Raw genomic sequence first — 26,465 nt, forward strand, 5'->3', positions numbered from 1 at the left:
ACGCTGGTTTTTGCCACGCTGAAAACCGTTTCACAACGACAATGTGTGCCAATCTGGAAACAGCTTTTCGGTCTCGTGGGAAACCAGAACAACCGCGCGCCCCCTCCGGTACCGGCGCAACGCTTCTGCCGCATGCCAGAGGGTCTGCGCGTCCAGACCGGCAAACGGTTCATCAAGCACCAGGATATCTCCCTGCGCCGCAAGCGCCCGTGCCAGCGCGACCCGTCGACGCATCCCGCCGGAAAGCGTACAGACCGGCTGTTCCAGAGCACTGTCGGGAAGCAGCGTGTTCAGAATGCGGAACGCGGATGGACTGTCGTCGCAGACCAGCGCTACGTTCTGCAAAGCACTCCAATTTTCGACCAGACGGTCCTCCTGAAACACTGGGCAAAAGCGAACCGCAGCTGGTATGATCCGCTTTCCGCTATCGGGTTGCTCCAGCCCCATCATCAGCCGCAGAAGCGTTGTTTTTCCAATGCCGGAAGCGCCGGTTACCTGCCAGCACTCCCCTGGCCCGAGCGTCCAGCACAGGTCATGAAGCACCGCGTTTCCGTCAAACGCCTTATCAATATGCTCTATCCGCAGCATCATGCGGCGATCCCCCATTTCCTTTGCACAGTGGCAAGCGCGAAAACCAGCAGCCGCTCCAGCGCCAGGCTGAGCAGGATGATCACCAGCGACCACGCAAACAAATCCGCCGTATTTAGATAGAGCTTGGATAAATAAAGCTGCTCCCCAATCGACCAGCGCGGAAGCCCGATGATTTCACCCGCAACGCCAGCCTTCAGCGCCATACCGACGGATACACGGCAGGCGGACAGCAAATACGGCAGACAGGCGGGCAGCCACACGGCCCGCAGGCGTTTGGCTGGCGTCAAATGAAAAAGCTGCGCCATTTCCAGCATCCCCTGATCGGTCTGCTGCAGACCCTCGCCCAAATTGATGTATACAGCGGGAAAAACAACAAAAAATGCGGTTAAGACGGAAATCCATTCCGAACGAACCCAAATCAGCGCCACCACGATGAAACACGCCACCGGAAGGCTTTTCATCACCTGTATCAGCGGCCCGAGCAGCATACGGAGAACCGGCATCCGGCGGCAGGCGATGGCAAGCAGACAGCCTGTGCTAAAGGCCAGCAAAAAACCCGACGCGATTTTCCCCAACGAATGCGCGATCGAAAACCAGAATTCACTGTTCCGCAATAGGGAAAGCAGGCTCCGCACCGTCGGTACGGGACCTGCAAATAACAGCTTGGGCAAAAGCACAGCCGCCGCCTGCCAAACAGCCAGCCAGAAAAGCGCGGTCACACCGATGCGAAACCAGCGCTTAGCCCAAATAGTAGAAACCTTCATCGGGCAGCGTTCCCCCTACCGCGTCCGGCGCGATCCCGTAAAGCATTTCCAGATAATCCGAAACCCAGCCCTTCATCTCCTGTCCCGACGCTGCCGCCACAGGGTTGAAATTGGTCAACACGAGCTGTGCTACTGGCGCCTTGACGATACCGTATGCTTCGATCAACTGCGCGCCTGCCTCCGGATCGGAAACAACCGTTTCAACAGACTGCTGATGATCCTGCACGAACTGCGCCACCGCCGCAGGATGCTCATCCGCAAACGCCTTGCGGACGACCGTGACGCCGGTCGCGATCCCCTGCCCATTCGGGCTGTACGTTTTCCATGCGTCTTCCAGCGGGAAATTAATTGATAGTTCCTGATCCTGCATCAATGCAACGGTTGCGAAAGGCTGCGGCAGGATGCCGACCGCTTCTGCATCCTGCGACAGTGCGGATACCACCTCGGTCGCCTCGCTTTTGAATGCAATCGTCAAATCGCTTTCCTCGATACCGCTTTTGTCAAGCAGGTAACGCAGCGTCCACTCCGGCGTAGTCCCCTTGCCGGTCATATAAATGGTCCTGCCCGCTAAGCCCTCAAGCGTATTCAGGGCTTCGTCGTGAGAAACCGCGTATAATACGTTTCCGGCGTTGACGTCCAACACCTGCACGCCGCCCTCGGTCCTCTGGTACAGGGTTGCCGCCAGATTGGTCGGGATAAGCGCGATGTCCACCTCGTCTTTACCGATCAACGGGACGATCTCGTCCGCAGAGGTATAGAGATCGAACTGGTAATGTGTCTCGTCCCCCTCGTTATCCTTCATCATCTGAACCAGCCCCATGGCTGTAGGTCCTTTCAAGGCGGCGACGCGGATACTTACCCCGTCTTCGTAACCAGCTTCCACCGTCGCTGTTTGCTGCTGCTCAGGCTCCTGCAGCGCCGTATCGCCCTGTCCACAGCCCGCAAGCAGGGATAACGCCATCACTGACGCCACTAAACCGGATAAAATACGTTTCATTTCCATTCTCTCCTTATTTTGCCATCATGGATTTGACCTGAACATGCTTCAGCCGGCCCAGCTTGCCGCACAGTGCGTTGATCGTATCGATCGTGCTGTCCATCACGATCGTAATAATCGAACAGCTTTCACGATAATGCGGAAGCCCCATGCGCCCAATGATCGAGGCACCATATTCGTGAAGCAGGGCGTTGACTTCGCCGCTGGATTCGCGGTCCTCGACAATAATGCCCAAAATCGCAATACGGTTTTCCATTTTATTCCTCCTGCAACAAAAAACGTCCTGCATCCACACGACACAGAACGCCCGTTTTATGGTTTTTCGCTCTTTCATCGCAGATCGAATCTTTGACAGCAGACACTGATTTTATGCAGACGCTCGCCCGGCAGCGCATGCTTTCGGGAAAGGAAGTCCTTGAAAAAAGTATACCCCAGTTTGCTCGATTTTGTCAATGTATATTTCGCCCGTGATCGGAGAGACTAATGGGGAAATCAAAAAAGGAGGTCTTTCTTATGGATCGTTCAAACTGCAACAAGGCAATCCGCTGCACTGTCAATCAGTGCGCCAATCACAGTGACGGTGCAGAGTATTGCGCGCTGGACTGCATCACCGTAGGCACGCATGAGGCCAACCCGACGGTCGATCAGTGTACTGACTGCAAATCTTTCCAGAGAAAGTGCTGCTGATCTCGATTTCCCGATGGAAAGGAGCGGATGCCGACTGGTGCCCGCTCCTTTCCATTTATTTTTTTCGCAGCAAAACCTTATATGTGCGCTCAACGCCAAATGCGCCGAGCGGGGCGGTTATCAGGATCGACAGCACCGCGACGGTCAAAACAATCTGTCCGCACGCCAGGCCCATAGAAAGCGGCACGGCGCCGATCGCGGCCTGCACCGTTGCCTTCGGCATATAAGCTATCATACAGAACAGCCTCTCCTTTGCGTTCAGCACAGTTCCCAGCATACAGCAGAATACGCCGGCCATCCGGAATAAAAGCACACAACATAGCAGTAATACAACGGCAGGGCCAGCCTGCGCTGCATAGCGGATATCGACAGCGGCACCCACCAGCACAAACAAAAGCACCTCTGCCGCGACCCATAGCCTGGAAAACTTGGCCGACAGACGCACCGCGACTTCAGGCCTGTTACGCTGCAGCAAGATGCCAAGGCACATAACAGCGATCAGGCCGGAAAACGGAACAATGCCTTTCACACGGTTTTCCAATGCCACCAGCAGGAATGCGGCGCTCAGGATTATCAGCACCTTTGCCGTATCGCGCATATGCTTTTTTCGAAAAAGCAATGCAAGCAGGTGCCCCAGCGCTGCGCCGCACGCTATGCCGAGCAGGATCGACAGCGGGACCTGTAAGAAATCCATCACGGCAACCGTATCTCCTTGGGAAATGCCTGTGAAAGCGGTAAATAGCACAATGACAAAGACATCGTCCACCGATGCACCCGCGAGAATCATCTGCGGTATGCTTTTGGCTGTCCCATAGCCTTCCTCCATCAGCCGGAGCATTTTAGGTACAATAACCGCGGGCGATACCGCCGCAATTACCGCTCCCATGACCGCTGCTTCCAGAGCAGTAATCCCCAGCATCTTCGGCGCCAGCAGCACCATGCCACATATCTCAAAGCAGGCCGGCACAAAGCACATAAGCACGGCCGGCCGCCCCACGCGTTTCAAATCCGCGATATTCAGCGACAGTCCAGCCCTTGTCAGGATGATGATCAGCGCGAGCTGCCGCAGGTCGGCGCTGATTCCCAGCAGCGCAGGGTCTAATAGGTTGAGTACACAGGGGCCGAGCAGGATGCCTGTAACCAGCATACCGAGCAGGCTTGGCAGGCCGATCCGGCTAAACACCCATCCGAGCAGCATCCCCAACAGGAACACATACGCCAAACTTGTTAACATTAACTTTTACCTCCATTTTTGGCGGAGCATAAAAAAAGCTGATGCCCCGCACGTTTTTTCGTGCAGAAGTCATCAGCTTTTTCAAGCGGTTCAGGCAGTATGCGCCAAGGGAGAACTTCATTCCCTTTTGTTATTATATCAGGCTTCCTCTGCGTTTTCAAGATTTTTTGTATCGCCGGCGATAAATGTGATCGCCCGACTGAAGTTTGTAATGTCCGCGTGCTTTACCGCGCCGCCAAACTCCCCGTCCAGCGTCCACAGGACATCGTTCTTCGCATCAAACGTGATCTGCGACGTCCGGAAATACACAAAGCGGCTGGAGTCCACATTTCCCGTCAGCAGGTCATTGGCAAGCCACTGAAGCTCCATGGGGTTTTCTACCGGATAGACCAAAAGCACCTCATACAAGCCATCGTCCAGCGCCACATCATCCGTTGAAATTGTTTTGAAGCCCCCGACGGAGACGGTATTGGACACCATGCCGAAAATAAAATCGTCCTCTACCGTCATTTCCGCGCTGTTCACACACATATGGTGTTCCCTGATGCTGGTCAGTGATTTGACACCTTCTATGATATACGCTGCGCGGCCAAAGACGTTTTTAGTCTGCTGCGGCGTTGCGTAGGATACCTCGGTAAACACGCCGAACGCCGCGATATAGTTGAAATACCGTTCGTTGAACATCCCGATATCGAGCGCTTGCAAATTGTCGCTGGCTGCGACAGCCGCCGCCTCCACCGGAGATTTGGGTATGCCCAGACTGAGTGCAAAATCGTTTGTCGTACCCGCAGGGATATAACCAAGCGGCGGGCGGGTCTGCGCTTCCATCAGGCCGGTGACCACTTCGTTGAGCGTTCCATCCCCGCCCGCACAGACAATGCGGTCAAACTCCGCCGCCCTTTCCCGCGCAACGCGGGTTGCATCTTTCGTCCCCTGCGTGGCATAGAGGGTAACGTCATAGCCCGCTTTCTGGAACGTACTCACGCAATCGACGACCTTGCCAGCGATCGCGCCGCGTCCCGCATGCGGGTTGACGATCCAAAGCAGCTTTTTCATCCAGGCATACCCTCTCCTCTAATTTATGAAATTAAACCGCACACCGCGTTGGCATAGGACACCGGATCATCAACCGGCAGGCCCTCGATCAGAAGCGCCTGCGTATAGAGTATTTCCGCGTAGACCGCAACTTTATCCGAGTTTTGCTGCTGCAGCTCGCAAAGCTTTTTGAAAACCGGATGCTCCGCGTTCAGCTCCAAAATGCGCTCCGCGTGTACGCGCTGGCTATCGTCGAGCGCCTGCTGGTTGAGTACCTTTTCCATCTCCAAGGTCACAGGCCCTTCCGCGCGCAGGCAGCACGGATGACTTTTCAGGCGGCCGGTTAATTCCACTTTCTTTACCTTACCCTCCAGTGCTGTTCCCAACGCAGCCAAAAGCGTCTCATTCTCCTCGGTCAGCTTTTTGATTTCCGCCTTTTCATCTTCGCTCTCCAGTCCGAGATCCGCGTCAGCGATCGACTTGAATTCTTTCTCCTGATAGCTTGCCAGCATTTTTATGCAGAACTCATCGATGTTATCATCCAGGCACAGAACCTCATAGCCCTTGTCGCGCAGCGTCTCCATCGCCGGCAGCAGTTTGATCTTATCGATCGTTTCCCCGCAGGCATAGTAGATATATTTCTGTTCCTCTTTCATGCGGGAAACATATTCCTCCAACGTGACCAGCTTATCTTCGGTGGAGGAATGGTAAATCAGAAGATCCTGCAGTAAGTCCTTATGCGCGCCGTAGTCCACATATGCACCATATTTAATCTGGCGTCCAAATGCCTTCCAGAACTTTTCATATTCCTCGCGTTGGTCTTTCTGCATTTTGAGCAGCTCGCTCTTGATTTTCTTCTCAATGCTCTGCGCAATCGCTTTCAGGTGACGGTCGTGCTGCAGCATCTCACGGGAAATATTGAGCGAAAGATCCGCTGTATCCACCATACCGCGCACAAAGCTGAAATGGTCGGGCAGCAGGTCGGCGCACTTATCCATGATCAGAACGCCATTGGAATAAAGCTGCAGCCCTTTCTCATAGTCCTTGGTATAGTAATCCATCGGCGCGTGCGCAGGGATGAACAGCATCGCCGTATAGGTCACCGCTCCCTCCACGCTGGAATGGATATGGCAGAGCGGGGGCTGGTAATCGTAAAATTTGGAAGTATAAAACGAATTGTATTCCTCCTCCGTCAAATCCTTTTTGGACTTTTTCCAAATCGGGACCATGGAGTTAAGGGTTGTGTTTTCCGTGTATTCCTCCCATTCCGGCTGGTAATCCTCCCCTGCATCCGCCGGCTTTTCCTTCATACGGGAGCGTATCATGTCCATCTTGATCGGATACCGAATATAATCCGAATACTTCTTTACCAATGCTTGTATCCTGTATGGTTCCAGGAATTCGTCATAGGTTTCGTTTTCCGTATTTTCCTTGATTGTAAGCGTAATACGGGTGCCGTTTTCCTCTTTTTCACACGGCGTTACGGTATAGCCAGCCGTGCCGTCGGATTCCCAACGGTTTGCCTGGTCGCTGCCGATCGCACGGGATACAACCTCAACATGGCTTGCGACCATAAATGCCGCATAGAAGCCAACGCCGAACTGGCCGATAATATCAATATCCGCCTGATCCTGGTTCTCTTTCTTAAAAGCAAGCGAGCCGGAACGGGCGATCGTACCCAGGTTGCTTTCCAGCTCCTCCGCTGTCATGCCGCAACCGTGGTCTTCAATCACAAAGCGACGGTTTTCCTTGTCAAGCGTCAGCTCGATCGGTAAGCTGTCGCGCGTGATGCCGGTCTTGCCATCTTTCATTGCGTTATAGTAAAGCTTATCCGTTGCATCCGAAGCGTTGGAAATCAGCTCCCGCAGGAAAATTTCTTTATGTGTATAAATCGAATTGATCATTAAGTCCAACAGGCGCTTGGACTCCGCCTTAAATTGTTTCTTTGCCATGATCGATGCACCTCTATTGATGAAATGATGTTAGCACTCTAACACTTCGAGTGCCAACACTGTAATGATAATACCATGGAAAGGAAAAATCAAGCCCTCCCTCCAAAATTCATTTTTTATTCAAAAAGAAATGGAAGTCGCATTGCAACAAAATAAAAAGGGCCACATCATAGCGATATGCCCCCTTTCTGCTATTTTGCTGCTTGTACTGCGTGAATTTTTACGGACTGCCTTTTCCTTTCTGCACGACGACCACATGAGGATAGGCGATTTCGATTCCTTCCTGCTCGTAGATTTTCTTGATATTTTCCTGCACCGTGCATTTCAGACTGAACGCAGTACCGTTGTCCTTGGCCCAAAGCGACGCGCGCAGCGTGACTGCGGATTCCGCCAGCGTCAAAACGACCACCTGTACCAGCGACACGCCGGCCGCAACCTGTTCGGGCGTACGCACATCAAGGAAGTCCGGCTGGCGGGCGATCTCCTGCGCGAGCAGCTCCTTTGCGCGGGCGATATCGGATTCATAGGTTACACCGATTTCGAGGAATGCGCAGACGCGGCTGTCGCCATAGTCCGCATTTTCGATAATCGAATTGTTCATCACGCTGTTCGGCACGATCACGCGCTTGTTTTCGTAGGTGCGGATAGCGGTGTGGTGCAGGGTGATCTCCTCGACCACACCGGAAATGTCGTTATCCACACAGCGCACCACGTCTCCAATCACAAACGGTTTGAACGCCAGAATCATCATCCCGCTGACTATGCTGCCCAGCGCCTCCTGCGATGCCAGACCGCCGACCACCGCGAGCACGCCGCCCGCGGCCATCAGCTTGTTCATACCCGCGCTGAGCGCCGGTATGTTGGAAACGATCACCGCAAAACCTGTGAAATATAAGGCTGCGATCGCAAGATACCGGCAGAACGCCAATATCGTCGCGTTGCCGCTGCTGACCTGCTTCTGCCGGTCGATCAGCCGGAGCATAATCCGGTTAACCACCCGCACGCAGACCAGCGTCACAATACTTGTGGCCGCGATAAACAGTGCGGTCAGCGCGATGCTGGGCAAGCCGTTCTCTATCAAGTTTTCCTGCCAGCTCACCCAAGCATCCCTCCTTCCACCGAATCTTTAGTACGCAATACCCCAAACGACCATTTTATGCGCCGGTTTCCCGCATACCGGACATACGTCCGCGATATGCTCCTGCTCGAACGGCATGCAGCGGCTCGGCATACCGGTTTCCTCCTTGATCTTTTCCTCGCAGGCTAGGTCGCCGCACCACATGGATTTGATAAAGCCCGTATGCTCGGTGAGGATCGACTTCATCTCGTCAAGCGTCTTCGCGGTATAGGTGTGCTCCTCACGGTTTTTCAGCGCCTTCTGGAACAGGGCATCCTGAATTTCCTGCAGCAGCGCCGGAATTTTTTCCGTCAGCTTTTCAAATTTCACAACGGTCTTTTCACGGTTGTCACGGCGTACCAAAACACACTGCCCGTTTGCGATATCGCGCGGTCCGACCTCCAGCCGGAGCGGCACGCCCTTCATCTCGTACTCGGCGAACTTCCAACCGGGGCTGTTTTCGGACAGGTCGATCTTTGCGCGCACACCAGCTGCTTTTACCATTTCATAAATCTCCTGCGCCTTTTCGGTCACGCCCGGCTTATGGCTTGCCACCGGAATGACAACAAGCTGTGTCGGCGCAATACGGGGCGGCAGTACGAGACCTTCGTTGTCGCCATGTGTCATAATAATCGCGCCGATCATGCGCGTAGACATGCCCCATGAGGTCTGGTACATATATTGGAGTGTATTGTTCTTATCCGTGTACTGCATTCCGAACGCGCGCGCAAATCCGTCGCCGAAGTAGTGCGAGGTGCCGGACTGCAGCGCCTTGCAGTCATGCATCATGGCCTCGATGGTGTAGGTTTTCTCTGCGCCCGCAAAGCGTTCCTTTTCAGTTTTCTCCCCCTTGATGACCGGAATAGCGAGCCATTCCTCCGCAAACCTGGCGTAAATATTCAGCATACGGAGGGTCTCCTCCATCGCTTCTTCCGCCGTTGCATGGACAGTATGCCCTTCCTGCCACCAGAATTCCCGGCTGCGCAGGAACGGACGGGTGGTTTTTTCCCACCGGACCACGCTGCACCACTGGTTATACAGCTTTGGCAGGTCGCGCCAGGAGCGAACGATTTTCGCGTAATGCTCGCAGAACAGCGTTTCCGACGTCGGACGGACGCAAAGACGCTCTTCCAGCTTTTCCGAGCCGCCATGCGTGACCCAAGCCACCTCGGGCGCAAAGCCTTCAACATGGTCTTTTTCCTTCTGCAGCAGGCTTTCCGGTATAAAAATCGGCATCGCGACATTTTCATGTCCGGTCTCTTTGAACATACCGTCCAGCGCCTGCTGGATGTTTTCCCACAGCGCCTGCGCGTACGGGCGCATAATAACGCAGCCCTTGACCGAGGAATAGTCGATCATCTCCGCTTTTTTCACGATATCGGTGTACCACTGCGCAAAATCCACATCCATGGATGTGATCTCGCTGACCAGCTTCTTCTGTTCTGCCATAATTGTATTCCCTCACCTTTTCCAAATAGATTTCATAAAATAACAATAGATTCTTATGTATCAAACAAAGGGGTAATCACTATGAACCTTTCTCAGTCCTTTTATGTCAAGCCTGCGGCTCATGAGGTCGTCGATACCACAGTATCCCTATATCTGGATCAGCGTCCCGCGGTTGTCGGGACAGTAGTGGATCAGAACGGGAAACCGGTTGAGGAAGCGCTTGTAACCTTTTACCGCGCAGACGCGCCCGCCACGCCTGTGAGCGCACTGTATACCGACGAGCTCGGCCGCTTCACCTTCGGCCCGCTGGAAGCCGGCCAGCTTTACCACGTGAAAGTTTTCAAGCGTTCCGACGCGATCCGCGCTCTGGAACAGGGGAACTAAGCCCTACCGCCGCCCCCCAAGAAGCGTATCGCGTACAAAAAACTTTTTCATCCTTTACCCCCGATGCGCCAGACTATGAGTTGACCCCGACGCCGAGCGCGTCCAGCCGTGCCTGCTCGACCGCGCATTCCTCTTCCGTATAGCCGGAAAATCCCATGCCCGGCGTGTTGACCAGCGCGCGCAGCCGGCCGTTCTCAATCGCATATTCGTAGGAGTGGTAATCCGCCATCCCCATCACATAGGTGTACTGTACACGCACCACACCCGCCTCCGCACAGGTGATCCGGTCAAAGGTCAGTCCATGCGCGGGCTGGTTCGCCAGCAGCACGGTTTCCGTACCGTCCGCCGCAATGCGTATCGCTTCGGTACCCGCCAGCGTAAAAACACCTGCACCATAATACCCTGGGCGTTCGTCTGCCGGCGAGGCCAACAGCACATAGCTGCCGTCTGCGGGGTCGATCTCACAGTCATATACCGGCTTGTCTGTGATCTGCAGCAGCTTGCCATCCTCTGCCCGATACAGCCCCGCCGTACCCCAGGCGCAGGAGCCGTTATCTGACAAGAGCTTCGGCGCATTCTCGCCCTGCCAGTAAGCCAATTCTTCCTCTGTCCTCTGTGCCGCATCTTTCGGCAGGGGATATAGGTTTTCTACCGTGTAGCTTCCGGCCGGCTCACCGTCCCAGCTCCAGCCCGAGATCACCGTGTGTTCGGCCGTGATATTTTCCGTCAGCAGCAGGCCGCTGCTCAGGACAACGGACAGCCGATCCCCTGCTGCAAGCGGCAAGGCGCTGGCGCCGTTTTCGTCCAAACGGTAGAATTTATGCTCACCGGCCTGGAACACACAGCCATCATCCCCCTGCAGGCAGGACAGCAATGCGTCGCTCCCTTCTTCCTTTGTCAGAGAAAGCACCGCTTCAGTCTCCGCGCCGCGGACCGCATAGACCGTATCCCCCTCCGGCTCGCGGAACAGGAGGTAGTCTGTCTCTCCCGCGTATCCCATGATTTTCGCCGTGCTGCCCTCCGGACCGCGCAGCAGCTCTTCCGCTTCCAGCGTCTCCTCATCGAGACGGAAGCATACATAGTTCTGCCCTTCCGACGCTTTCTCGCCATACAGTTGATTCAAGGAGGATTCGTAATAATAAATTACATCGATTTCAGCATCCGCACAACGCACCACCGGCACGCCCGCAATCACACAGGACAGGCGGTAATCCATATCATTGAATCCGTGTAATGTATCCTGCATGTATGCGCGCGGCAAAACGTCCCACGCCGCCTTCTTGAACTGCTCCAAGGAGAATACGCTGCGGTCGATCAGCTTCTGCGCGACTGTAATGCCGTTTGTGTCCTCGCATTTGAGATAGTATTCTCCCAGCAGGCGTGCGGACAACGATACCGCGTCCCCGCGGACAAACCCCGCCCTGTCGCAGTTGCCCTCCTCATCTATGCCGTAAAGCCCCAGAAAGTCATAGTTTTCCTCATCCGTTGAGGCGCGCGCAAGAAATGTGCAGTACTGCCCATAGGTCACGCTTTCCTCCGCTCCGTATCTGGTTGCGGATACGCCGCGCGTCAGACCGCTTTGATACAGCCAGGCAATATAGGGGGCCGCCCATTCGGGTACATCGGTAAAGGGGTGCGTCCACGCTCCTTCCAGCGCGGTCTGCTCTGCGCCGAGGAAGCGCGTCAGCATCACAGCCGCCTCTGCGCGCGTCATGGGCTGTTCCAGCTCAAACCCCTTTTCCGTCCCTCGAAACAGGCCGAGGTCGTACAGCATCTGCGCCTGCGCTTCCGTGTCGCCCGGATAGGCGTTGTCGATCGTGCCGACGTTTGCCGCCCCTGCGGCAAACGTCATCAACAATACTGCAAAACAAGTGGCAGCCAGCTTTTTCATAGCCCTATCCCCTTTCAGTGGATTACCGCAGCTTTTCTTTCACCTCATAGGACAGCTTTTCGATGAACTCCACCAGCTCCATCGGCGTGGTCTCGCCGGTTTTGCGCTCGCGCACTGAAATGATGCCTTTCTCCTCGTCCTTGTCACCGATAACGACCATATACGGCACCTTATGCACCTGCGCCTCGCGGATCTTGTAGCCGATCTTCTCGTTGCGGTCATCCATGCTCACGCGGAAGCCCGCTTCGGTGAGCTGCCCCACGACCTCCTGCGCGCAGGGGATATTGCGGTCGGTCATGGGCATGACGCGCACCTGCTCCGGAGCGAGCCAGGTGGGGAACGCGCCTGCAAAGTGCTCGGTGATGACGCCGATGAAGCGCTCGATCGAGCCAAGCACCACGCGGTGGATCATAATCGGGCGGTGCTTTTCGCCGTCCGCGCCGATATACTCCAGCTCAAACCGCTCGGGAAGCTGGGAGTCCAGCTGAATCGTGCCACACTGCCAAGTGCGGCCGAGCGAGTCGGCCAGATGGAAGTCCAGCTTGGGGCCGTAGAACGCGCCGTCGCCCTCGTTGACCACATAGTCCTTGCCCATCTCGGTGATGGCTTCCTTGAGGATATCCTGGTTGTGTTCCCACTGTTCGACCGTGCCGATGTGGTCCTCCGGCATGGTGGACAGCTCGATCTTATAGCTCAGGCCGAACACCGAGTACACCTCGTCGAACAGCTTGACTGTGTTTTTAATCTCATCCTTCATCTGGTCTGGCGTCATGAAGATATGCGCATCGTCCTGCGTGAAGCAGCGTACGCGGAACAGGCCGTGCAGCGCACCGGACAGCTCGTGGCGATGGACAAGGCCAAGCTCGCCCACGCGCAACGGTAGTTCGCGGTAGGAGTGCGGCTGGGACTTGTAGACCAGCATACCGCCCGGGCAGTTCATGGGCTTGATGGCAAAGTCCTCGTCGTCAATGACCGTGGTGTACATATTGTTCTTGTAGTGCTCCCAGTGGCCCGAACGCTCCCAAAGCTTGCGGCTGAGGATGACCGGCGTGGAAACCTCGACATAGCCGTACTTCTTGTGTACCTCGCGCCAGTAGTCGATCAGGGTATTCTTGAGCGTCATGCCGCCCGGCAGGAAGAACGGGAAGCCCGGGCCTTCCTCAGTCAGCATGAACAGGCCAAGTTCCTTGCCCAGACGGCGGTGATCGCGCTTCTTGGCCTCCTCCAGCATGTTCAGGTAGGCATCCAGTTCGTCCTTCTTGGGGAAAGCTGTGCCGTAGATACGCTGAAGCATCTTATTTTTGCTGTCGCCGCGCCAGTATGCGCCGGTGACGCTCATCAGCTTAATGCCGTTTCCCTTGACGCGGCCGGTGGTATCCAGATGCGGGCCGGCACACAGGTCGGTGAACTCACCCTGTTTGTAGAACGAGATGGTCGCGTCCTCAGGTAGGTCGTCGATGAGCTGCACCTTATATGGCTCGTCCTTTTCCTCCATCAGCTTGCGCGCCTCGGCGCGCGGCAGCTCGAAGCGTTCGAGCGGCAGCTTCTCCTTGCAGATCTTCTTCATCTCGGCCTCGAGCGCGTCCAAATTCTCCTGCGTAAAGGAGAACGGTGCGTCGAAATCGTAGTAGAAGCCGTTTTCGATCGACGGGCCGATGGCAAGCTTGACCTCGGGATACAGGCGCTTGACCGCCTGCGCAAGGATATGGGATACCGTATGACGGTAGGTGTCGCGGTATTCCGGATTTTCAAACGTGTACTTGTTTTCTTCGGACATAACAGTGTTCCTCCTTTTGTATTTTGGGGGGAGAACGAAAAAGCCCACCCCCGACATAAAATCAGGGGTGAGCATAAACCCACGGTTCCACCCTGCTTGCAAGCCCGTTTTCGGGCTTACCGCTCTGGAGTCCGTAACGAGGACGACACGCCGCGGCATACTGCGCTTTTCCGCCGCGGGGCTCGGGAATCGGTGCCGCTTTCTCCGCGCCTGCGGACGCTTTCAGCCGCGTCGTCCGCTCTCTGCCAGACGCTTGTTAGATACTTACGGGATTTCCGTCATCGCTTTTGCTTATGAATACATTTATATTATACCCCAAGCCTTGCTTTGTCAACCGTTAATTCGCCGTTTCGTAGCGGCCGACAAACAAAATCTCGCCATTTGCGTTATCACGGATAACAAACCAGAACGGCTCATCCGCGGTGAACGTGCGCACCAGTTCGGGGCGGGACGGCAGCGCCGCGCCCGCACCATCCATCGCGGCGGTCACCGCCGCGGCTTCCGTGCCTTTTTCATCCACTGCGACGTATGTTTTGTGTACCACCGTGTCCAGGAAATGCTGCCTGGCCGGCAGTTCGGAGGGGTCGAGCATCGCGGTCAGATCCGCTTTTTCCGGCTCATACGCTGTCCGCACACCGAGCGCCTGCAGCGCTTCGTCCAACGGTGCGCCGTACTCCACCTTGAATCTGGGTATGGAGGCCCGTACGTCACTATAGGTAAATTCCGCGTTATCCAGCAGGTTCTGCACGTCCAGCTCATCGTCCGCTTTAATCAGGTACATGCTGAAATCCGCGTCGCGGAAGTATTTCCAGTTGTCGCCCTCCCAATTGTCCACCGCGTATTTGCGGTAATCCATCCTGAGCGCTTCCACACCCGGGGTGGAATAATAGCCGAAGACATCGGTCTGGTGCATCATGTCTACCGTGCCGGCCGTACCATCCGCATTCGTAAAGTCCGCCTTTTCCGTATGTGCGGGGGAAAACTCTTTTTCCCAAGCGGCCTTGAAGTACACCGCGTTGATCAGCGCGGTGACAAACTCGCGGTTGTCCTCGGTCAGGATGGTCGGGATCTTGCCATGCGTTTTCTCGTCCGCCCAGGCGTTGACCCGTTCGACCGAGTCCGCATTTGTGACCTCCTCCACCACGGCGCGGAAATATTCGTCCATTTCGCGCGCATAGTCCGGCAGGAACTCGCCCGCCCCGTCAAACCAGCTTTGATTGATCCAAAGGGAATTGGCGGTTTCGAGCGACATAATGCGCGCGTAGCCGTCATAGGTCGCAAGCTGCTCTTTCACAGTCTGGTTAAACGCCTCCAGATCCTCGATCTGCAAGGCATCGAGCAGCTCCCGCTGCGTTTCCCCCTTCGTACCATTCGCCAGCATGGCCAGGCACATCCGGATGGAATAAGGCGACAGCGACCAGTTGCCCTCCGCATCCACCGCACGGATAAGGGCGTCAGCGAAACCCGGCTTCTCCGGTGCGGCGACCGCGCTCATATCAAGCGCATTTGCGTTTGCAATCCACTGCGCCGCCTCGCTGCCGGCAACCAGATCATTCGGCCGGAAATCCAATGCGCTGGATGTCGTGCCATCCGGATAGCTGACATTACTTTCATCCGACATATCGATCACACCGTACATCCAGCACTTGCTCACACCGTTCTGCGCCCATTCCGCAATATTATACGGGTCGGGCGAACCGGTGCCGCAGCCCGCGGGGAGCGCGGTGTATCGATAATCCAAATACCGTCCGAGCAGCGCCGCCGCTTCCTGCCGCGTGATCAGGTCGTCCAAGCGCAGCACCGCTTTTTCCCCGTCCTGCGCCGCTCCGTTCAGGATCCATTTTGCAAACGTCCACTTGACCTCGTCGGATGCTTCCACGCCGTCGGTGAAGTATTCCTCCATGTCGATCCACGCGCTGTCTGACACGTCCTCGCCGGACGCCGACGCAAGCGCTTCCAGAAAGTCGCCGCGCGTGACCGTTTTTGGCAGTTTCCGCAGAGCATCCTCTGTCGGGTAGCCGTACACCTCCTGCTCCTGCGCTGCACCGGCGCATACTGGCACCCCCATGCACAACGCAAGCACCCAGGCCATTATCCGTTTTTTCACTTGAAATCCCTCCCATTCTTTCAGTTTACTGGTTAGACGACCGCCTCTTCCAAGTAGTTCCCATATTTAATGTCAAAGCTCCCTATATAGGGAGCTTGTTTAACATTTGAGCGCCTCGTCAGTGATATGAGCCGTGATCCGCTCATAAAAATCCCGTTTCTGTCCCTCGTCCGTAAAAGCAGAAAAAGGCACGATGACCGCGGAAAATTCATCTACGAAAATATAGTAATGGGCAGCATCCGACGCTGTGCGCTGGACCGCTTCATATTGATAGGTCGTATCCTCGTTTTCCCCCGCAAGCTCGAATTCATTTTCCCGCAGGGTCAATGTTTTGGGTCCGCAAAGCTGCTTGTTGTTGGCCCTTTGCAGGATGCGCTCCACATTTTTTACAACCTTCCGCTTCATATACCACGGCGTGCCGAAAAAACAGACCGCCGCAAGCGCCAAATATCCGACAACGGATACCACGCTCAGCACCTTGAGCCAATACATCAGCGCCGTGCCGCCCAGCGCGACGATCACTGCGGAAGCGATCCGCGTCGTCAGGATACTGCGCTGTACGACTGCGTTATTGGTATAGTAATTCAAATTGAAGTCGATATAGTCCTGCTTGGTGATATCATAATGAAGTTCCATAAAGCGGGCTCCTTTTACATTCTGCTCTTATTGTACCGAATATCTACGCCAAATGCAAGTAAAAGCGGCGGCCTTTTCTCCGCAGTCTGTATGTCTGCTCGCTTGACAGACGCAGAATATTGGCATAGTATTATTTCCGGAAAGGAGATGTTCCATGAAGCGCGTTTTCCCTCGCATATTCCTGCCGCTCGTCTGCCTGCTGTACGCCTGCTTTCTGGTTCTTGACCTTACGGCGTTGGCCGACAGCACTTGGATCAAATACGTTTCCATACTGCTCTGCTTTTCCGCCGCCCTGCTCAACCATTCCTGTCAGGATGGGAGGCTTGTCGTACTCGCCCTGCTATTTACCGCCGCCGCCGATTGGTTTTTATTGGTCCAAAACCGGAATTATCTGTTCGGCGTATCGCTTTTCTGCATCGTGCAGTTTATCTACAGTATTCGCCTGTACCGACTGCGGGGCAGGCTGTGCTTTGCATCGCTTCCATTCCGCATACTGCCTTTGTCGGCGTTCTTTTTCGGTATCGATACGCTTTCCGCGCTTTCGGTCTTCTATTTTTCCAACCTGGCTGTCAACGCATGGGAAGGTGTGCTTCTGCGGTCCTGCGGCCGGAAGCATCGTCTGTTTGCCTGCGGGCTGCTTTTGTTTGTCTGCTGCGACCTCTGCGTCGGCGCATGGAATCTGGGGATCTTCCCGTCCTGCACGCATTTTGGCATGTGGCTCTTTTATTTGCCTTCACAGGTCTGTATCGCCCTTTCATCCTATCCACAAGGAGCAACAAAACAATGAAACCATCAAAATCCCTGTCTATCCTGCTGTCAGTTGTATTGGCGGTATTCTTTCTGTCTGCCGCAATCGCTTTCCCTATCCTGTGCCGCCCGTTCTATTATCAGCAAATCCACTTGCTTCAGCTCACCGAGCGGACTGGCTGGAGCGAGCAGACGATCCGTGAGGCTTATGATGAGGTCATGGATTATCTGGTGTTCGACGCCCCATTCGGCACGGGCGACCTCGCCTGGTCGGAGGATGGCCAAGCACATTTTGCGGACTGTAAGATATTGTTCCAGCAGGACTTTGTCCTGCTGGGCGGCTCAGCCGCCGCGTTGGTTTTGCTTGCGCTGCTTGGCCACCGCTGCGGGCTCCGGTTTTACCGGTTCCGCGGGCGCGGGCCTGCATTTTGGTCGGCTGCCGCCATGGGCGTTGTTTACCTTATCACTGCGATTTGGGCGTTCTGCGATTTCAACAGCATGTTTACTGTTTTCCACCAGGTCTTTTTTCCCGGCAAGACCAACTGGGTATTCGACGCGCGCCTGGATGAAATCATCCTCATCCTGCCGGAAGCTTTCTGGGCAAGGACCGGCGCATTGGTCCTATTGCTCTCCTTTGGCGGGCTTTGTCTGGCCGCACTGGTCGGCGAACTGCTGTATCGGAAGAAAAAGCAGGCATTGCAATAAAAAGGACACAGGGTGCTTACCCTGCGTCCTTTTTTCGCATTATAGCTTACTTGGCCATGGAAGCGACTTCCGCCGCGAAGTCGTCCTGCTTCTTTTCAATACCCTCGCCCTTTTCAAAGCGCACGCACTTGGCCAGCTTGATCTCGCCGCCGAGCTCCTTGGCCACAGCCGCGATATGCTGTTCTACAGAAACCTTGTTCTCCTTGACAAATGCCTGCTGCAGGAGGCAGTTCTCCTCATAGTACTTGCCGATACGGCCCTCGACCATCTTGTGAATAATCTGCTCCGGCTTCGGCTTGGCAGCGGTCTTATTCTCTTCAAGCGCCTGCGCCAACAGGATTTCTTTCTCCTTGGCCAGAGTCGCCTCGTCCACCTGGGACTTATCCATAAAGGACGGGTTCATCGCAGCCGCCTGCATGCCGATGTCCTTACCCAGCTCCTTAACAGTCGCATTATCTTTCAGATTGTCCGAAACCTGTAGGCCGACCAGCACGCCGATCACGCCGCCCATATGGTTATAGGCTACGTTGACCGTGGATTCGTCAAAGCGCTCAAAGCGGCGGATCTGGATGTTCTCACCAATCGTCAGTACCTTCTCCTGCAGGGCTTCCTGAACGGTCAGGTCGCCCATCTTGCAGGTCTTCAGCGCTTCCACATCAGCGGGCGCCTCCCTGGTCACAACGCCAGCCAGATCAGCAACGAACTGCTGGAAGTCCGCGTTCTTGGCAACAAAGTCGGTTTCCGAGTTTACCTCGATAATCGCGCCCACGCCGTACTTATCGCATACGGTCGCGCAGACAACACCCTCGGCCGCGATGCGGTCCGCCTTCTTGGCAGCCTTGGCCAAGCCCTTTTCGCGCAGGAGCTCGATCGCCTTGTCAAAATCGCCGTCAGACTCGGTCAGCGCCTTCTTGCAGTCCATCATACCCACGTTGGTCATTTCGCGGAGCTTTTTTACGTCAGCAGCAGTAAAAGCCATTTTTATATTCCTCCATCATTCTATTTCAAAACAAAACCGTAGGGCGCGACGACCTCGGCGCGCCGGGTCGTCGCGCCCTACGAACAACTCACTAATTTCTATGCAGTTATGCTTATGCCTGCGCGGAAGCCGCTTCAGTCTCTTCCGCCTTTGCTTCAACCTCAAGCTGCTCGCCCTGCTTGCCTTCCAAAACGGCGTTCGCCATGGTCTGGGAGATCAGCTTGATCGCGCGGATGGCGTCGTCGTTGCCTGGGATGACATAGTCGATCTCGTCCGGATCGCAGTTGGTGTCAACGATCGCAACGATCGGGATACCCAGCTTGCGAGCCTCGGCAATCGCGTTCTTCTCCTTGCGGGAGTCGACCACGAACAGCGCGCCCGGCAGCTTCTTCATTTCCTTAACGCCGCCCAGGTACTTTTCGAGCTTGGCGATTTCGAGCTGGAGCTTGATGACTTCCTTCTTCGGCAACAGGTCGAACGTGCCGTCCGCCTGCATCTTCTGCAACTGGTTCAGACGCGCGATACGGGTACGCATAGTCTTGAAGTTGGTCAGCATGCCGCCCAGCCAGCGCGCATTGACATAGAACTGGCCGCAACGCTCCGCCTCTTCCTTGATCGCGTCCTGCGCCTGCTTCTTGGTGCCGACAAACAGGATAGACTCGCCCGCAGCGGCCATATCGCGCACGAAGAAGTATGCTTCCTCAAGTTTCTTTACAGTTTTCTGCAGGTCAATGATATAGATACCATTGCGCTCGGTGAAGATGTAGGTCGCCATCTTCGGGTTCCAGCGGCGGGTCTGGTGGCCGAAGTGTACACCGGCCTCCAAAAGCTGCTTCATAGAGATTACTGCCATTTTCATTTTCCTCCTTGGTTGTTTCCTCCATCCCTGATCATCTGACAGCGGCAACAGGCCGTTCGGCCCGTCACCGGCCGCTTTCATCACAGGATGTGCGAATTCATGCTCTAATAGTATAGCGCTGTACGCATCCAATGTCAAACATTATTTACTGATTTTCGCTTATTTTTTCCAAAAGCAATACGGTCTATACGCTTATCCCCACGCATCTTTCCATGCGCTCCCGCTTATTTTTTCCAGCGGACCAGGATATAATCCTCTCCCAGCGTTTCGATGCAGTTCCAGGGGATCACACAGTCGTCGCGCGAAAACAGGCTCATGATGCCGCCTTGCCCTGGGACAACGATCGCCGTGATCTGTCCGCAGACCGGATCGAACACTAGATCGCATACTTCCCCCAAACGCGCTCCATCGCACAGGTTGATCACTTCCCTGCAATGCAGCTCGGAAAAACGCATCGCTCCCATCCCTTCACTCTCCCAACGCCCTTTTGAGATAGCTTTCTGTGCTTTCCCCTGACGCACGATTATACCGCCCCATTTCATACAGGCATGATGGATCGCCTGTAACCAAATTCATCCGTTCCTCACATCCGAGCGTACATAGAAACCCCATTTCGCGCAGCACCTGCTCGCTTTCATCCGAGCATGCGCCAAACGGATAGGTATAGCACTGCGGCTCCGGCAGCCCATTCTCGGATAACAGTTCCTGTGTCTGACCGGTATCCTCCCGCAGCAGGCTTTCATAGGTGGTCTGGTCCTCCCCCCGCCTGCGCAGGCAGCCGCGGCGCTCCCCGTATTCGTGCAGGTTCCAGGAATGGTTCTGCACCTCAAAAACATCCTGCATTTCGCGCAGCCTGTCGATCGTCAAATGCGACCAGTAGGCGTTTTCCACGCCGCTTTCCGTATACTGGTCGGTCTGGCAGCCTATGATCGAAACGACCGCCCGCATGTTCCGCTGCTGCAGCAGCGGATATGCGTAAACATAATTGTTATAATACCCGTCGTCAAACGTGATCATCACAGGCTTTTCCGGCAGTGGCTCACCTTTATGTACATAGGCGAGCAGGTCGGAAACCGTAACTGTCTCGTAGCCCCGTTTTTGTAACGCATCCAGGTCCTCTGCCAGCACGGATGGCGAAACGACATATTTCCCCTGACGGGCGCTGTCTTTTAAAATGCTATGGTACATCAGGATCGGCAGCCTGACGCCGTTCTGCTCCCCAAACACCGCGTTTGTGTCGCCGCGCTGCAGCAACACCAGCGCAAAGCAAAGCACGATAACCGTACACACCGCCTGAAATGCTGTGTGACGAAAGCCCAGCTTCAAAAAAAATCCCCCCTCGGACCGCTTCCATGCTTCTCAGCACAGCGTATGCCCGCCGGGGGGATTTTATGAATCCGCAGCGCTCCGCGCCACGCGCTATTTTTTATATTTTGCAACGCCTTCCGTATAGAGGTTACCGCCGACGCAGTCCTGTGAAACAATCGCGCTGAAGTTTTCCACCGTCAGCCGCTTGACCGATTCGCAGCCCAGTTCCTCATAGGCGATCACTTCCACCCTTTTGATAGACGCCGCCTTGGCCGCGCCCGCGCCGCCGATCGCGACCATATACACCGCTCCGTTGCGCGCCATCGCATCCTGCACTGCTTGGCAGCGTATGCCCTTGCCGATCATGCAGGAAAGGCCCGCATCCAGAAGTCGCGGCGCAAAGGGATCCATACGGCCCGATGTTGTCGGTCCGACCGAACCGATCACCTGCCCCGGCTTGGCCGGCGTTGGCCCCGCGTAGTAGATTGCCGCTCCCTCTAACGCAAACGGGAGCGCTTCTCCCGCATCCATAGCCGCGACGATTTTTTTGTGCGCCGCATCACGGGCGGTATACACTGTTCCGGTTAGGGAGACCGTATCGCCGGCACGGAGCTTGGAAGCCATCTGCTTTAGCTCCTCTGTTTTCAGGTCATAGTGCGCCATTGCTCATTCCTCCGTCTTGATCCGCAGATTACTCAGTACATCGCGCAGGCCGGATTTGCTTTTGTCCGCTTCGCTCTTTCCAAGCGCGGCCGTAATGCGGTCGATCTCTCCCAGCACTTCCCCCGCTTTGCGCGCCATTTCCGCCGATTCCTGCTGACTGCGCGCCAAAACCGTCCGATAGTTCTCTTTCGCCGTATCGAGCTGGCGTTTGACCTGCTCGATCATCTCAAGCGACTGGCGGCGCAGCTTTTGCAGCTCGCTTTTGGCATCCTCCTCGATCTGCTTCGCCCGCCGGTAAGCCGAAAGCTCCATCTCTGCGATTTTCTCCTTGGAGGCATCGTACTCCCCGCATTTCTGCGCCAGCTTGGTATTTTCCGCAGTCAGGCGGTCATTTTCCGCCGCAAGCGATTCCGCCCGCGCGTTCTGTGCTTCGATTTCGGTCGTCTGCAGGGTAAAGCCCTTTTCGATCTCATCGAGCTTCGCTCTGATTTTATCGGTATCCAGCGTCATCTGCCCTAGCCGTTCCAGCAGCTCCGCGTTTTTCTCCGTCAGCTTTTCATTTTGCCCGCGCAACTCCCCCATCGCGGCCTGCGCCTCCGCCAGCTGCCGGCGAAGCTCCTCGGTTTCCGAAAAGTACCTGGTATCTGTTTCCTCTATGTATCGCAGCACGTCTTCCCGCTTAAACCCACCGAAAACGACGCCGCGGAACCCCTTGCTCTGCTCATCCATGACATTATCCTCCACTATACGATCTTCTTTAAGTATAGCAAAGCCGGACCTTTCTGGCAATAAAAAGATCATCCCCCCCTCGTTCTTCCCCATTTTATCGGGCAAAACAGACGCGCATCCTCGGATTTCCGCTTGCAATCCCGAAGCAAAAGTGCTATGATAAGTTCATCACGCTAAATCGGAGAAAGATATTATGTTAGAGCTGAAAGATTTCGAAGCGGCGGCCGACCGCCTGAAGAATGTGATCCATAACATCCCGCTGTCCACTTCCGGCACCTTTTCTGCCATGAGCGGCGCGGAAGTCTATCTGAAGTACGAGAACCAGCAGAAAACCGGTTCATTCAAGGTGCGCGGCGCATACAACAAGATTATGAAGCGCTACGCCGAGGGCGACCTCCATGCGGTCGTCGCCTCGTCCGCAGGCAATCACGCGCAGGGCGTCGCGTTCGCAGCCAGTTCGGTCGGCGTAAAGTCTACCATCGTCATGCCCCGTTCCACACCGATTGCAAAGGTGTCCGCGACGCAGGGCTACGGCGCTGAAGTTGTGCTTGCCGGCAATATCTATGACGAAGCCTATGCCAAGGCCTGTGAGATCTGCGAGGAAACCGGAGCCGAGTTCATCCATCCGTTTGACGACGAGGATGTTATGGCCGGTCAGGGTACGATCGCACTCGAGATTCTGCGCGATCTTCCGTTCGTCGATATCATTTTTGTCCCTGCGGGCGGCGGCGGGCTGATCTCCGGTATCGCGGCCTGCGCCAAGCAGATCAATCCGCGCATCCAGATTGTCGGTGTACAAGCAGAGGGCGCGCCGGCCATCGCCAATTCTTTCCGCGCGGGTACGCTCCAGCCATCGGATACGGTCCGGACCATCGCGGACGGTATCGCGGTCAAGTGTCCCGGTGAAAACACGTTCCGGTATATTCAGCAATATGTCGACCGTGTTGTCACGGTCTCCGATGAGGAGATTGCTTCCACCGTACTCCTGCTGCTTGAACGCTGCAAGCAGGTCGTGGAAACCTCCGGCGCGGCGCCCCTGGCGGCCGTACTCAACAACAAGGTGGATGTCAAGGGCAAAAAGGTCGTCTGCGTGCTTTCCGGCGGCAATATTGATGTGTCTTTCATCCATAAGATCGTGGAAAAGGGGCTTGTCACTCGCTGCCGCCAGTTGAAATTCTCGGTGCTGATGCCAGACGTACCCGGCGCGCTCGAACGTTTTGCACATCTGGTGGCCGAGCAGAACGCCAACATCATTCTGTTCCAGCATGACCGAGTGCAGGCTGATCTGGATATCGGCGAAGCGATCATCCAAGTCGTCTGCGAGGTCGGCGGCGTTGAGCACGCCAAGCGTCTGCTTGACGACTTGAGCAGGCAGGGCTATCAGGTTTTCACCTCACAGATTTAAAGGAGAAATAAATAAAGCTGCAGACATTGAGTCTGCAGCTTTATTTATTTGCGATTACGGATTGGGGGAGGTCGTTACGCCGGTCCCATTATCCACAGCCGCGCCGTTGTTGTTATTGTTATCGTTTCCGGTCAGTGCATCGCCGACATCCTCGGCGCCGTCTTTGATGGCGTTGCCCGCGTCGTCCACGCCATCGACTATGTCGTCTCCGACTCTATCCGCATCATTTCCAATGCTGTTATCCATCGTGTCGTTTTGATCATTCTGGCTGTCCGTAACCGTATTATCCGCATCGTCTTTATTTTGGTCGTCGGACGTATTGGAGCAGCCGCAGCCAATCAGCATTGTCATCATGGCCAGTAACGCAACAAGCTTTTTCATTGCATTTCCTCCTTTATATTTGCTCATAGTATAGGAGGATGCAAAAAAATTTATACATGAAACTCGATTTTTTTCATATGCGCAAGCACAACGGAACAAGTCAGGCCGGTCACAAGCCCAAGCGGGACGCTCATCACCAGCAGGAAAGGCAGATACGCCGCAACTGCCGCTGTCTGCATCCAGAATATTGCCGCAAGCACCTGCCCGATATTATGTGCCGCCGCCCCGGCCACACTGACACCCAGCAGAGAGCAGAACCGCCCTTCCAGCCGCAGCAGCAGGTACATGGCAACCAAGGAAAGCAGCCCCCCAAGCAGGGAAAACAGAAACGCGGTCACGCTCCCCATCAGTACCGAGGAAATCGTCACGCGGCATACCAAAATAAAAAACGCGTCCCGCACCGAAAGTCTTGTCAGCGCAAACAGGGTCACCACGTTTGCAAGGCCGAGCTTGACGCCGGGTACCGGCACGACCGCATCCAGTGGAAACAGCCGCTCGGCCAGCGACAGTACGATCGCGAGCGCGGTCAGCAGGCCGCAGAACGATACCTTTTTCGCTTTCATCCTTCCGCACACTCCCCTCTAACTTACGATCGCGTCAATATCGCTCTGCCCGCCTGTGATTTTCAGCACAACGCGGTTCGGGAGACAGACCGCCACCTGGCCGGCACGCGTTAATGTTCCGGTCCTGACGCAGACCTGGTCGCGGCAATCCGCATACTGCATTTTTGCCGTTTTGCCAAGCAATACCACTGTATTATGTCCATCAAGCTCAATCGTCCGGTCGGTCTGTTCCTCCAGTGCGACCCGCTCCACCAGACTGCCGTCTTTCCAGACCTCCGCATAAAGCCGGTCGCCCACCGCCTGCATTGCCAGCACAGCGGCCAGCGCGGCCGCCACCAGCAGCACCGCGCCGATAATCACGGCGTCTCCCCACTTCATTCTACTGCGCATAGGTATACCCTTTTTCCTCACCTAAAAACGAAAAGGTACAGAGCTCGCCGACCTGCTGCGTCGTGTAAACCTGCCGGTCCGCTGTGATGAAAACAGCAGCGATCTGATTTTCGGCGCAAAACATCATTCCCTCCTCAAGCCCCATGACAAACAGCGCGGTCGTCAGCGCATCCGCACGGGTAGAGCTTTCGTCGATCACGGTCACGCTGCGCAGGCCGCTTTCCGCCGGATAACCAGTAGCGGGGTCAAAAATATGGTGGTACCGTTTCCCATCCTGCTCAAAATAGCGCTCATAGTCGCCCGAGGTGACAACCGACAGGTCTTTTACCGCGACCGTTGCCAAATAATCCGCGCTGTTATCCGGATCTGCAATACCGACAACCCAGTTCCCTCCGTCGCGGTCGGGATTCTCGCCGAACGCCCCAACATTGCCACCGAGACGGGCCAGCACGCTCCATGTCCCCGAACGGTCCCGTTGTTCCCAAGCCGCCTTAACCTCGTCCGTTGCAAACCCTTTGCCAATGCCGCCAAGGTCAAGCTGCGCACCGTTCAGCAGGCGCACTCGTCCGTCTCCTAGAAGCTCGATATTCTCATAGCCTACGCCGGACAGCGCCTGCTCGATCTCATTCTGGGACGGTACCCTGGCGTCCTCCGTATTGATACCCCACAGATCGGTCAGCGCAGCCATCGTTGGGTCAAACGCGCCGCCGGTCAGCTTCGCGTACTCCACCGCATCAGCGATTGCCGCATAGGTATCCTCAGCCACCGTGCAGACCGCCCCCTCCGCGTGGTTCAAACGGTAAAGGTCGCTGTCCTCTCTTGTGCGGGAAAGCGCCGGTTCCAGTACGTTTACACGCTGTTCCAGCTCCGTTGCCAGTTCCTGCGCCGCTTCGGAATCCCCCGCGCCTTCCCCGCATACCGCTATGGACATAAACGTGTCCATGGCAAAAAAATCCGTGCTGCAGACGTTTCCGCTGCCGGAGCACCCTGACAGGCACAAAAGCGCCGCAAGCAGCGCAGCTATCCGTTTCATCGCAATACCATTCTCCCGCATGCAAAATATGTATCATTATAATACAATCGTGAAAAAAACACAAGCGCGCCGCTCTCCAAAG

28 protein-coding genes and 1 riboswitch are annotated in these 26,465 nt (G+C 55.5%); of the genes, 5 read left to right on the plus strand and 23 right to left on the minus strand.

Annotation, left to right across the window (positions count from 1 at the left end; all coding sequences use genetic code 11):
- Positions 1 to 30 precede the first annotated feature (30 nt).
- The 4 genes from H8S45_RS01470 to H8S45_RS01485 are packed head-to-tail and all read right to left on the minus strand — an operon-like array spanning position 31 to position 2,608.
- Positions 31 to 591 carry an ABC transporter ATP-binding protein gene (locus H8S45_RS01470; protein ID WP_054325986.1) on the minus strand — a complete coding sequence of 187 codons (561 nt, stop codon included), beginning with the start codon at positions 589 to 591 and terminating at the stop codon, positions 31 to 33.
- Positions 588 to 1,355: an ABC transporter permease gene (locus tag H8S45_RS01475; protein WP_107630527.1), complete on the minus strand. Its 768-nt coding sequence runs from the start codon at positions 1,353 to 1,355 to the stop codon at positions 588 to 590. The genes H8S45_RS01470 and H8S45_RS01475 overlap by 4 nt, the downstream gene beginning before the upstream one ends.
- On the minus strand, positions 1,330 to 2,352 hold the full coding sequence (locus H8S45_RS01480) for an ABC transporter substrate-binding protein (protein WP_159068021.1): 1,023 nt from the start codon (positions 2,350 to 2,352) through the stop codon (positions 1,330 to 1,332). The genes H8S45_RS01475 and H8S45_RS01480 overlap by 26 nt, the downstream gene beginning before the upstream one ends.
- Positions 2,353 to 2,365: 13 nt before the next feature.
- Positions 2,366 to 2,608: a TM1266 family iron-only hydrogenase system putative regulator gene (locus H8S45_RS01485; RefSeq protein WP_054325989.1), complete on the minus strand. Its 243-nt coding sequence runs from the start codon at positions 2,606 to 2,608 to the stop codon at positions 2,366 to 2,368.
- A gap of 257 nt (positions 2,609 to 2,865) precedes the next feature.
- Between H8S45_RS01485 and H8S45_RS01490 the strand changes: the two genes are divergently transcribed.
- On the plus strand, positions 2,866 to 3,039 hold the full coding sequence (locus tag H8S45_RS01490; protein ID WP_082396669.1) for a DUF1540 domain-containing protein: 174 nt from the start codon (positions 2,866 to 2,868) through the stop codon (positions 3,037 to 3,039).
- A 55-nt stretch (positions 3,040 to 3,094) separates the two neighbouring features.
- Here the strand turns inward: H8S45_RS01490 and H8S45_RS01495 are convergent, their stop codons facing one another.
- From H8S45_RS01495 to proS, 5 genes are all read right to left on the minus strand, one after another.
- On the minus strand, positions 3,095 to 4,273 hold the full coding sequence (locus tag H8S45_RS01495; RefSeq protein ID WP_107630529.1) for a cation:proton antiporter: 1,179 nt from the start codon (positions 4,271 to 4,273) through the stop codon (positions 3,095 to 3,097).
- A 56-nt stretch (positions 4,274 to 4,329) separates the two neighbouring features.
- Positions 4,330 to 4,407, minus strand: a riboswitch (Fluoride riboswitch).
- A gap of 4 nt (positions 4,408 to 4,411) precedes the next feature.
- Positions 4,412 to 5,329, minus strand: a complete 918-nt coding sequence (locus H8S45_RS01500; protein ID WP_107630530.1) for a diacylglycerol/lipid kinase family protein — start codon at positions 5,327 to 5,329, stop codon at positions 4,412 to 4,414.
- A gap of 23 nt (positions 5,330 to 5,352) precedes the next feature.
- Entirely contained in the window at positions 5,353 to 7,260 is a 1,908-nt protein-coding gene (htpG, locus tag H8S45_RS01505) for a molecular chaperone HtpG (RefSeq protein ID WP_054325990.1), read from the minus strand.
- 220 nt (positions 7,261 to 7,480) lie between these two features.
- A complete protein-coding gene (locus tag H8S45_RS01510; RefSeq protein ID WP_054325991.1) occupies positions 7,481 to 8,359 on the minus strand; it encodes a mechanosensitive ion channel family protein in 879 nt (292 codons plus the stop codon).
- A 27-nt stretch (positions 8,360 to 8,386) separates the two neighbouring features.
- Positions 8,387 to 9,826 (minus strand): proline--tRNA ligase, encoded by a 1,440-nt coding sequence (gene proS / locus H8S45_RS01515; protein WP_147573700.1) that lies wholly within the window; start codon positions 9,824 to 9,826, stop codon positions 8,387 to 8,389.
- Between the two features lie 81 nt (positions 9,827 to 9,907).
- Here proS and H8S45_RS01520 point away from each other — a divergent pair, with 81 nt between their 5' ends.
- Complete coding sequence (locus tag H8S45_RS01520; RefSeq protein ID WP_054325992.1) at positions 9,908 to 10,210, plus strand: carboxypeptidase-like regulatory domain-containing protein; 303 nt, start codon at positions 9,908 to 9,910, stop codon at positions 10,208 to 10,210.
- 73 nt (positions 10,211 to 10,283) lie between these two features.
- On the opposite strand, the gene H8S45_RS01525 is transcribed toward H8S45_RS01520, so the two are convergent.
- The 4 genes from H8S45_RS01525 to H8S45_RS01540 form a co-directional block, all read right to left on the minus strand.
- A complete protein-coding gene (locus tag H8S45_RS01525; protein WP_147573701.1) occupies positions 10,284 to 12,101 on the minus strand; it encodes an S-layer homology domain-containing protein in 1,818 nt (605 codons plus the stop codon).
- A 22-nt stretch (positions 12,102 to 12,123) separates the two neighbouring features.
- Positions 12,124 to 13,878, minus strand: a complete 1,755-nt coding sequence (thrS, locus tag H8S45_RS01530; RefSeq protein WP_054325995.1) for a threonine--tRNA ligase — start codon at positions 13,876 to 13,878, stop codon at positions 12,124 to 12,126.
- 337 nt (positions 13,879 to 14,215) lie between these two features.
- On the minus strand, positions 14,216 to 15,985 hold the full coding sequence (locus tag H8S45_RS16125) for a serpin family protein (RefSeq protein WP_186949452.1): 1,770 nt from the start codon (positions 15,983 to 15,985) through the stop codon (positions 14,216 to 14,218).
- Positions 15,986 to 16,084: 99 nt separating this feature from the next.
- A complete protein-coding gene (locus H8S45_RS01540; protein ID WP_186949454.1) occupies positions 16,085 to 16,621 on the minus strand; it encodes a YcxB family protein in 537 nt (178 codons plus the stop codon).
- 154 nt (positions 16,622 to 16,775) lie between these two features.
- Here H8S45_RS01540 and H8S45_RS01545 point away from each other — a divergent pair, with 154 nt between their 5' ends.
- On the plus strand, positions 16,776 to 17,408 hold the full coding sequence (locus tag H8S45_RS01545) for a lysoplasmalogenase family protein (RefSeq protein WP_107630537.1): 633 nt from the start codon (positions 16,776 to 16,778) through the stop codon (positions 17,406 to 17,408).
- Positions 17,405 to 18,073: a TIGR01906 family membrane protein gene (locus H8S45_RS01550; RefSeq protein WP_054326000.1), complete on the plus strand. Its 669-nt coding sequence runs from the start codon at positions 17,405 to 17,407 to the stop codon at positions 18,071 to 18,073. The genes H8S45_RS01545 and H8S45_RS01550 overlap by 4 nt, the downstream gene beginning before the upstream one ends.
- 46 nt (positions 18,074 to 18,119) lie before the next feature.
- Here H8S45_RS01550 and tsf read toward each other — a convergent pair whose 3' ends face one another.
- The 6 genes from tsf to H8S45_RS01580 form a co-directional block, all read right to left on the minus strand.
- Positions 18,120 to 19,052: a translation elongation factor Ts gene (gene tsf / locus H8S45_RS01555; protein WP_054326001.1), complete on the minus strand. Its 933-nt coding sequence runs from the start codon at positions 19,050 to 19,052 to the stop codon at positions 18,120 to 18,122.
- A 112-nt stretch (positions 19,053 to 19,164) separates the two neighbouring features.
- Positions 19,165 to 19,905, minus strand: a complete 741-nt coding sequence (rpsB, locus tag H8S45_RS01560) for a 30S ribosomal protein S2 (protein ID WP_054326002.1) — start codon at positions 19,903 to 19,905, stop codon at positions 19,165 to 19,167.
- Between the two features lie 230 nt (positions 19,906 to 20,135).
- Positions 20,136 to 20,375 carry a YlmC/YmxH family sporulation protein gene (locus H8S45_RS01565; RefSeq protein ID WP_242977794.1) on the minus strand — a complete coding sequence of 80 codons (240 nt, stop codon included), beginning with the start codon at positions 20,373 to 20,375 and terminating at the stop codon, positions 20,136 to 20,138.
- Between the two features lie 4 nt (positions 20,376 to 20,379).
- Positions 20,380 to 21,237 (minus strand): polysaccharide deacetylase family protein, encoded by an 858-nt coding sequence (locus H8S45_RS01570; RefSeq protein ID WP_054326003.1) that lies wholly within the window; start codon positions 21,235 to 21,237, stop codon positions 20,380 to 20,382.
- Positions 21,238 to 21,330: 93 nt separating this feature from the next.
- Positions 21,331 to 21,882 carry a FumA C-terminus/TtdB family hydratase beta subunit gene (locus H8S45_RS01575; protein ID WP_107630540.1) on the minus strand — a complete coding sequence of 184 codons (552 nt, stop codon included), beginning with the start codon at positions 21,880 to 21,882 and terminating at the stop codon, positions 21,331 to 21,333.
- Positions 21,883 to 21,885: 3 nt separating this feature from the next.
- Positions 21,886 to 22,611: a coiled-coil domain-containing protein gene (locus tag H8S45_RS01580; RefSeq protein WP_054326004.1), complete on the minus strand. Its 726-nt coding sequence runs from the start codon at positions 22,609 to 22,611 to the stop codon at positions 21,886 to 21,888.
- A gap of 193 nt (positions 22,612 to 22,804) precedes the next feature.
- Between H8S45_RS01580 and ilvA the strand changes: the two genes are divergently transcribed.
- A complete protein-coding gene (gene ilvA, locus H8S45_RS01585) occupies positions 22,805 to 24,016 on the plus strand; it encodes a threonine ammonia-lyase (RefSeq protein ID WP_054326005.1) in 1,212 nt (403 codons plus the stop codon).
- Between the two features lie 54 nt (positions 24,017 to 24,070).
- On the opposite strand, the gene H8S45_RS01590 is transcribed toward ilvA, so the two are convergent.
- The 4 genes from H8S45_RS01590 to H8S45_RS01605 are packed head-to-tail and all read right to left on the minus strand — an operon-like array spanning position 24,071 to position 26,383.
- Positions 24,071 to 24,397 carry a hypothetical protein gene (locus H8S45_RS01590; protein WP_107630541.1) on the minus strand — a complete coding sequence of 109 codons (327 nt, stop codon included), beginning with the start codon at positions 24,395 to 24,397 and terminating at the stop codon, positions 24,071 to 24,073.
- 50 nt (positions 24,398 to 24,447) lie between these two features.
- Positions 24,448 to 24,960, minus strand: coding sequence for a Gx transporter family protein (locus tag H8S45_RS01595; RefSeq protein ID WP_107630542.1), 513 nt, complete (start codon positions 24,958 to 24,960; stop codon positions 24,448 to 24,450).
- 18 nt (positions 24,961 to 24,978) lie between these two features.
- Positions 24,979 to 25,350: a NusG domain II-containing protein gene (locus H8S45_RS01600; protein ID WP_107630543.1), complete on the minus strand. Its 372-nt coding sequence runs from the start codon at positions 25,348 to 25,350 to the stop codon at positions 24,979 to 24,981.
- Positions 25,340 to 26,383, minus strand: a complete 1,044-nt coding sequence (locus tag H8S45_RS01605; RefSeq protein WP_186949456.1) for an FAD:protein FMN transferase — start codon at positions 26,381 to 26,383, stop codon at positions 25,340 to 25,342. Before H8S45_RS01605 ends, H8S45_RS01600 begins: the two co-directional genes overlap by 11 nt.
- Positions 26,384 to 26,465 lie beyond the last annotated feature (82 nt).

The sequence above is a fragment of the Agathobaculum faecis genome, assembly GCF_014287995.1.
GTDB lineage: Bacteria > Bacillota > Clostridia > Oscillospirales > Butyricicoccaceae > Agathobaculum > Agathobaculum ammoniilyticum.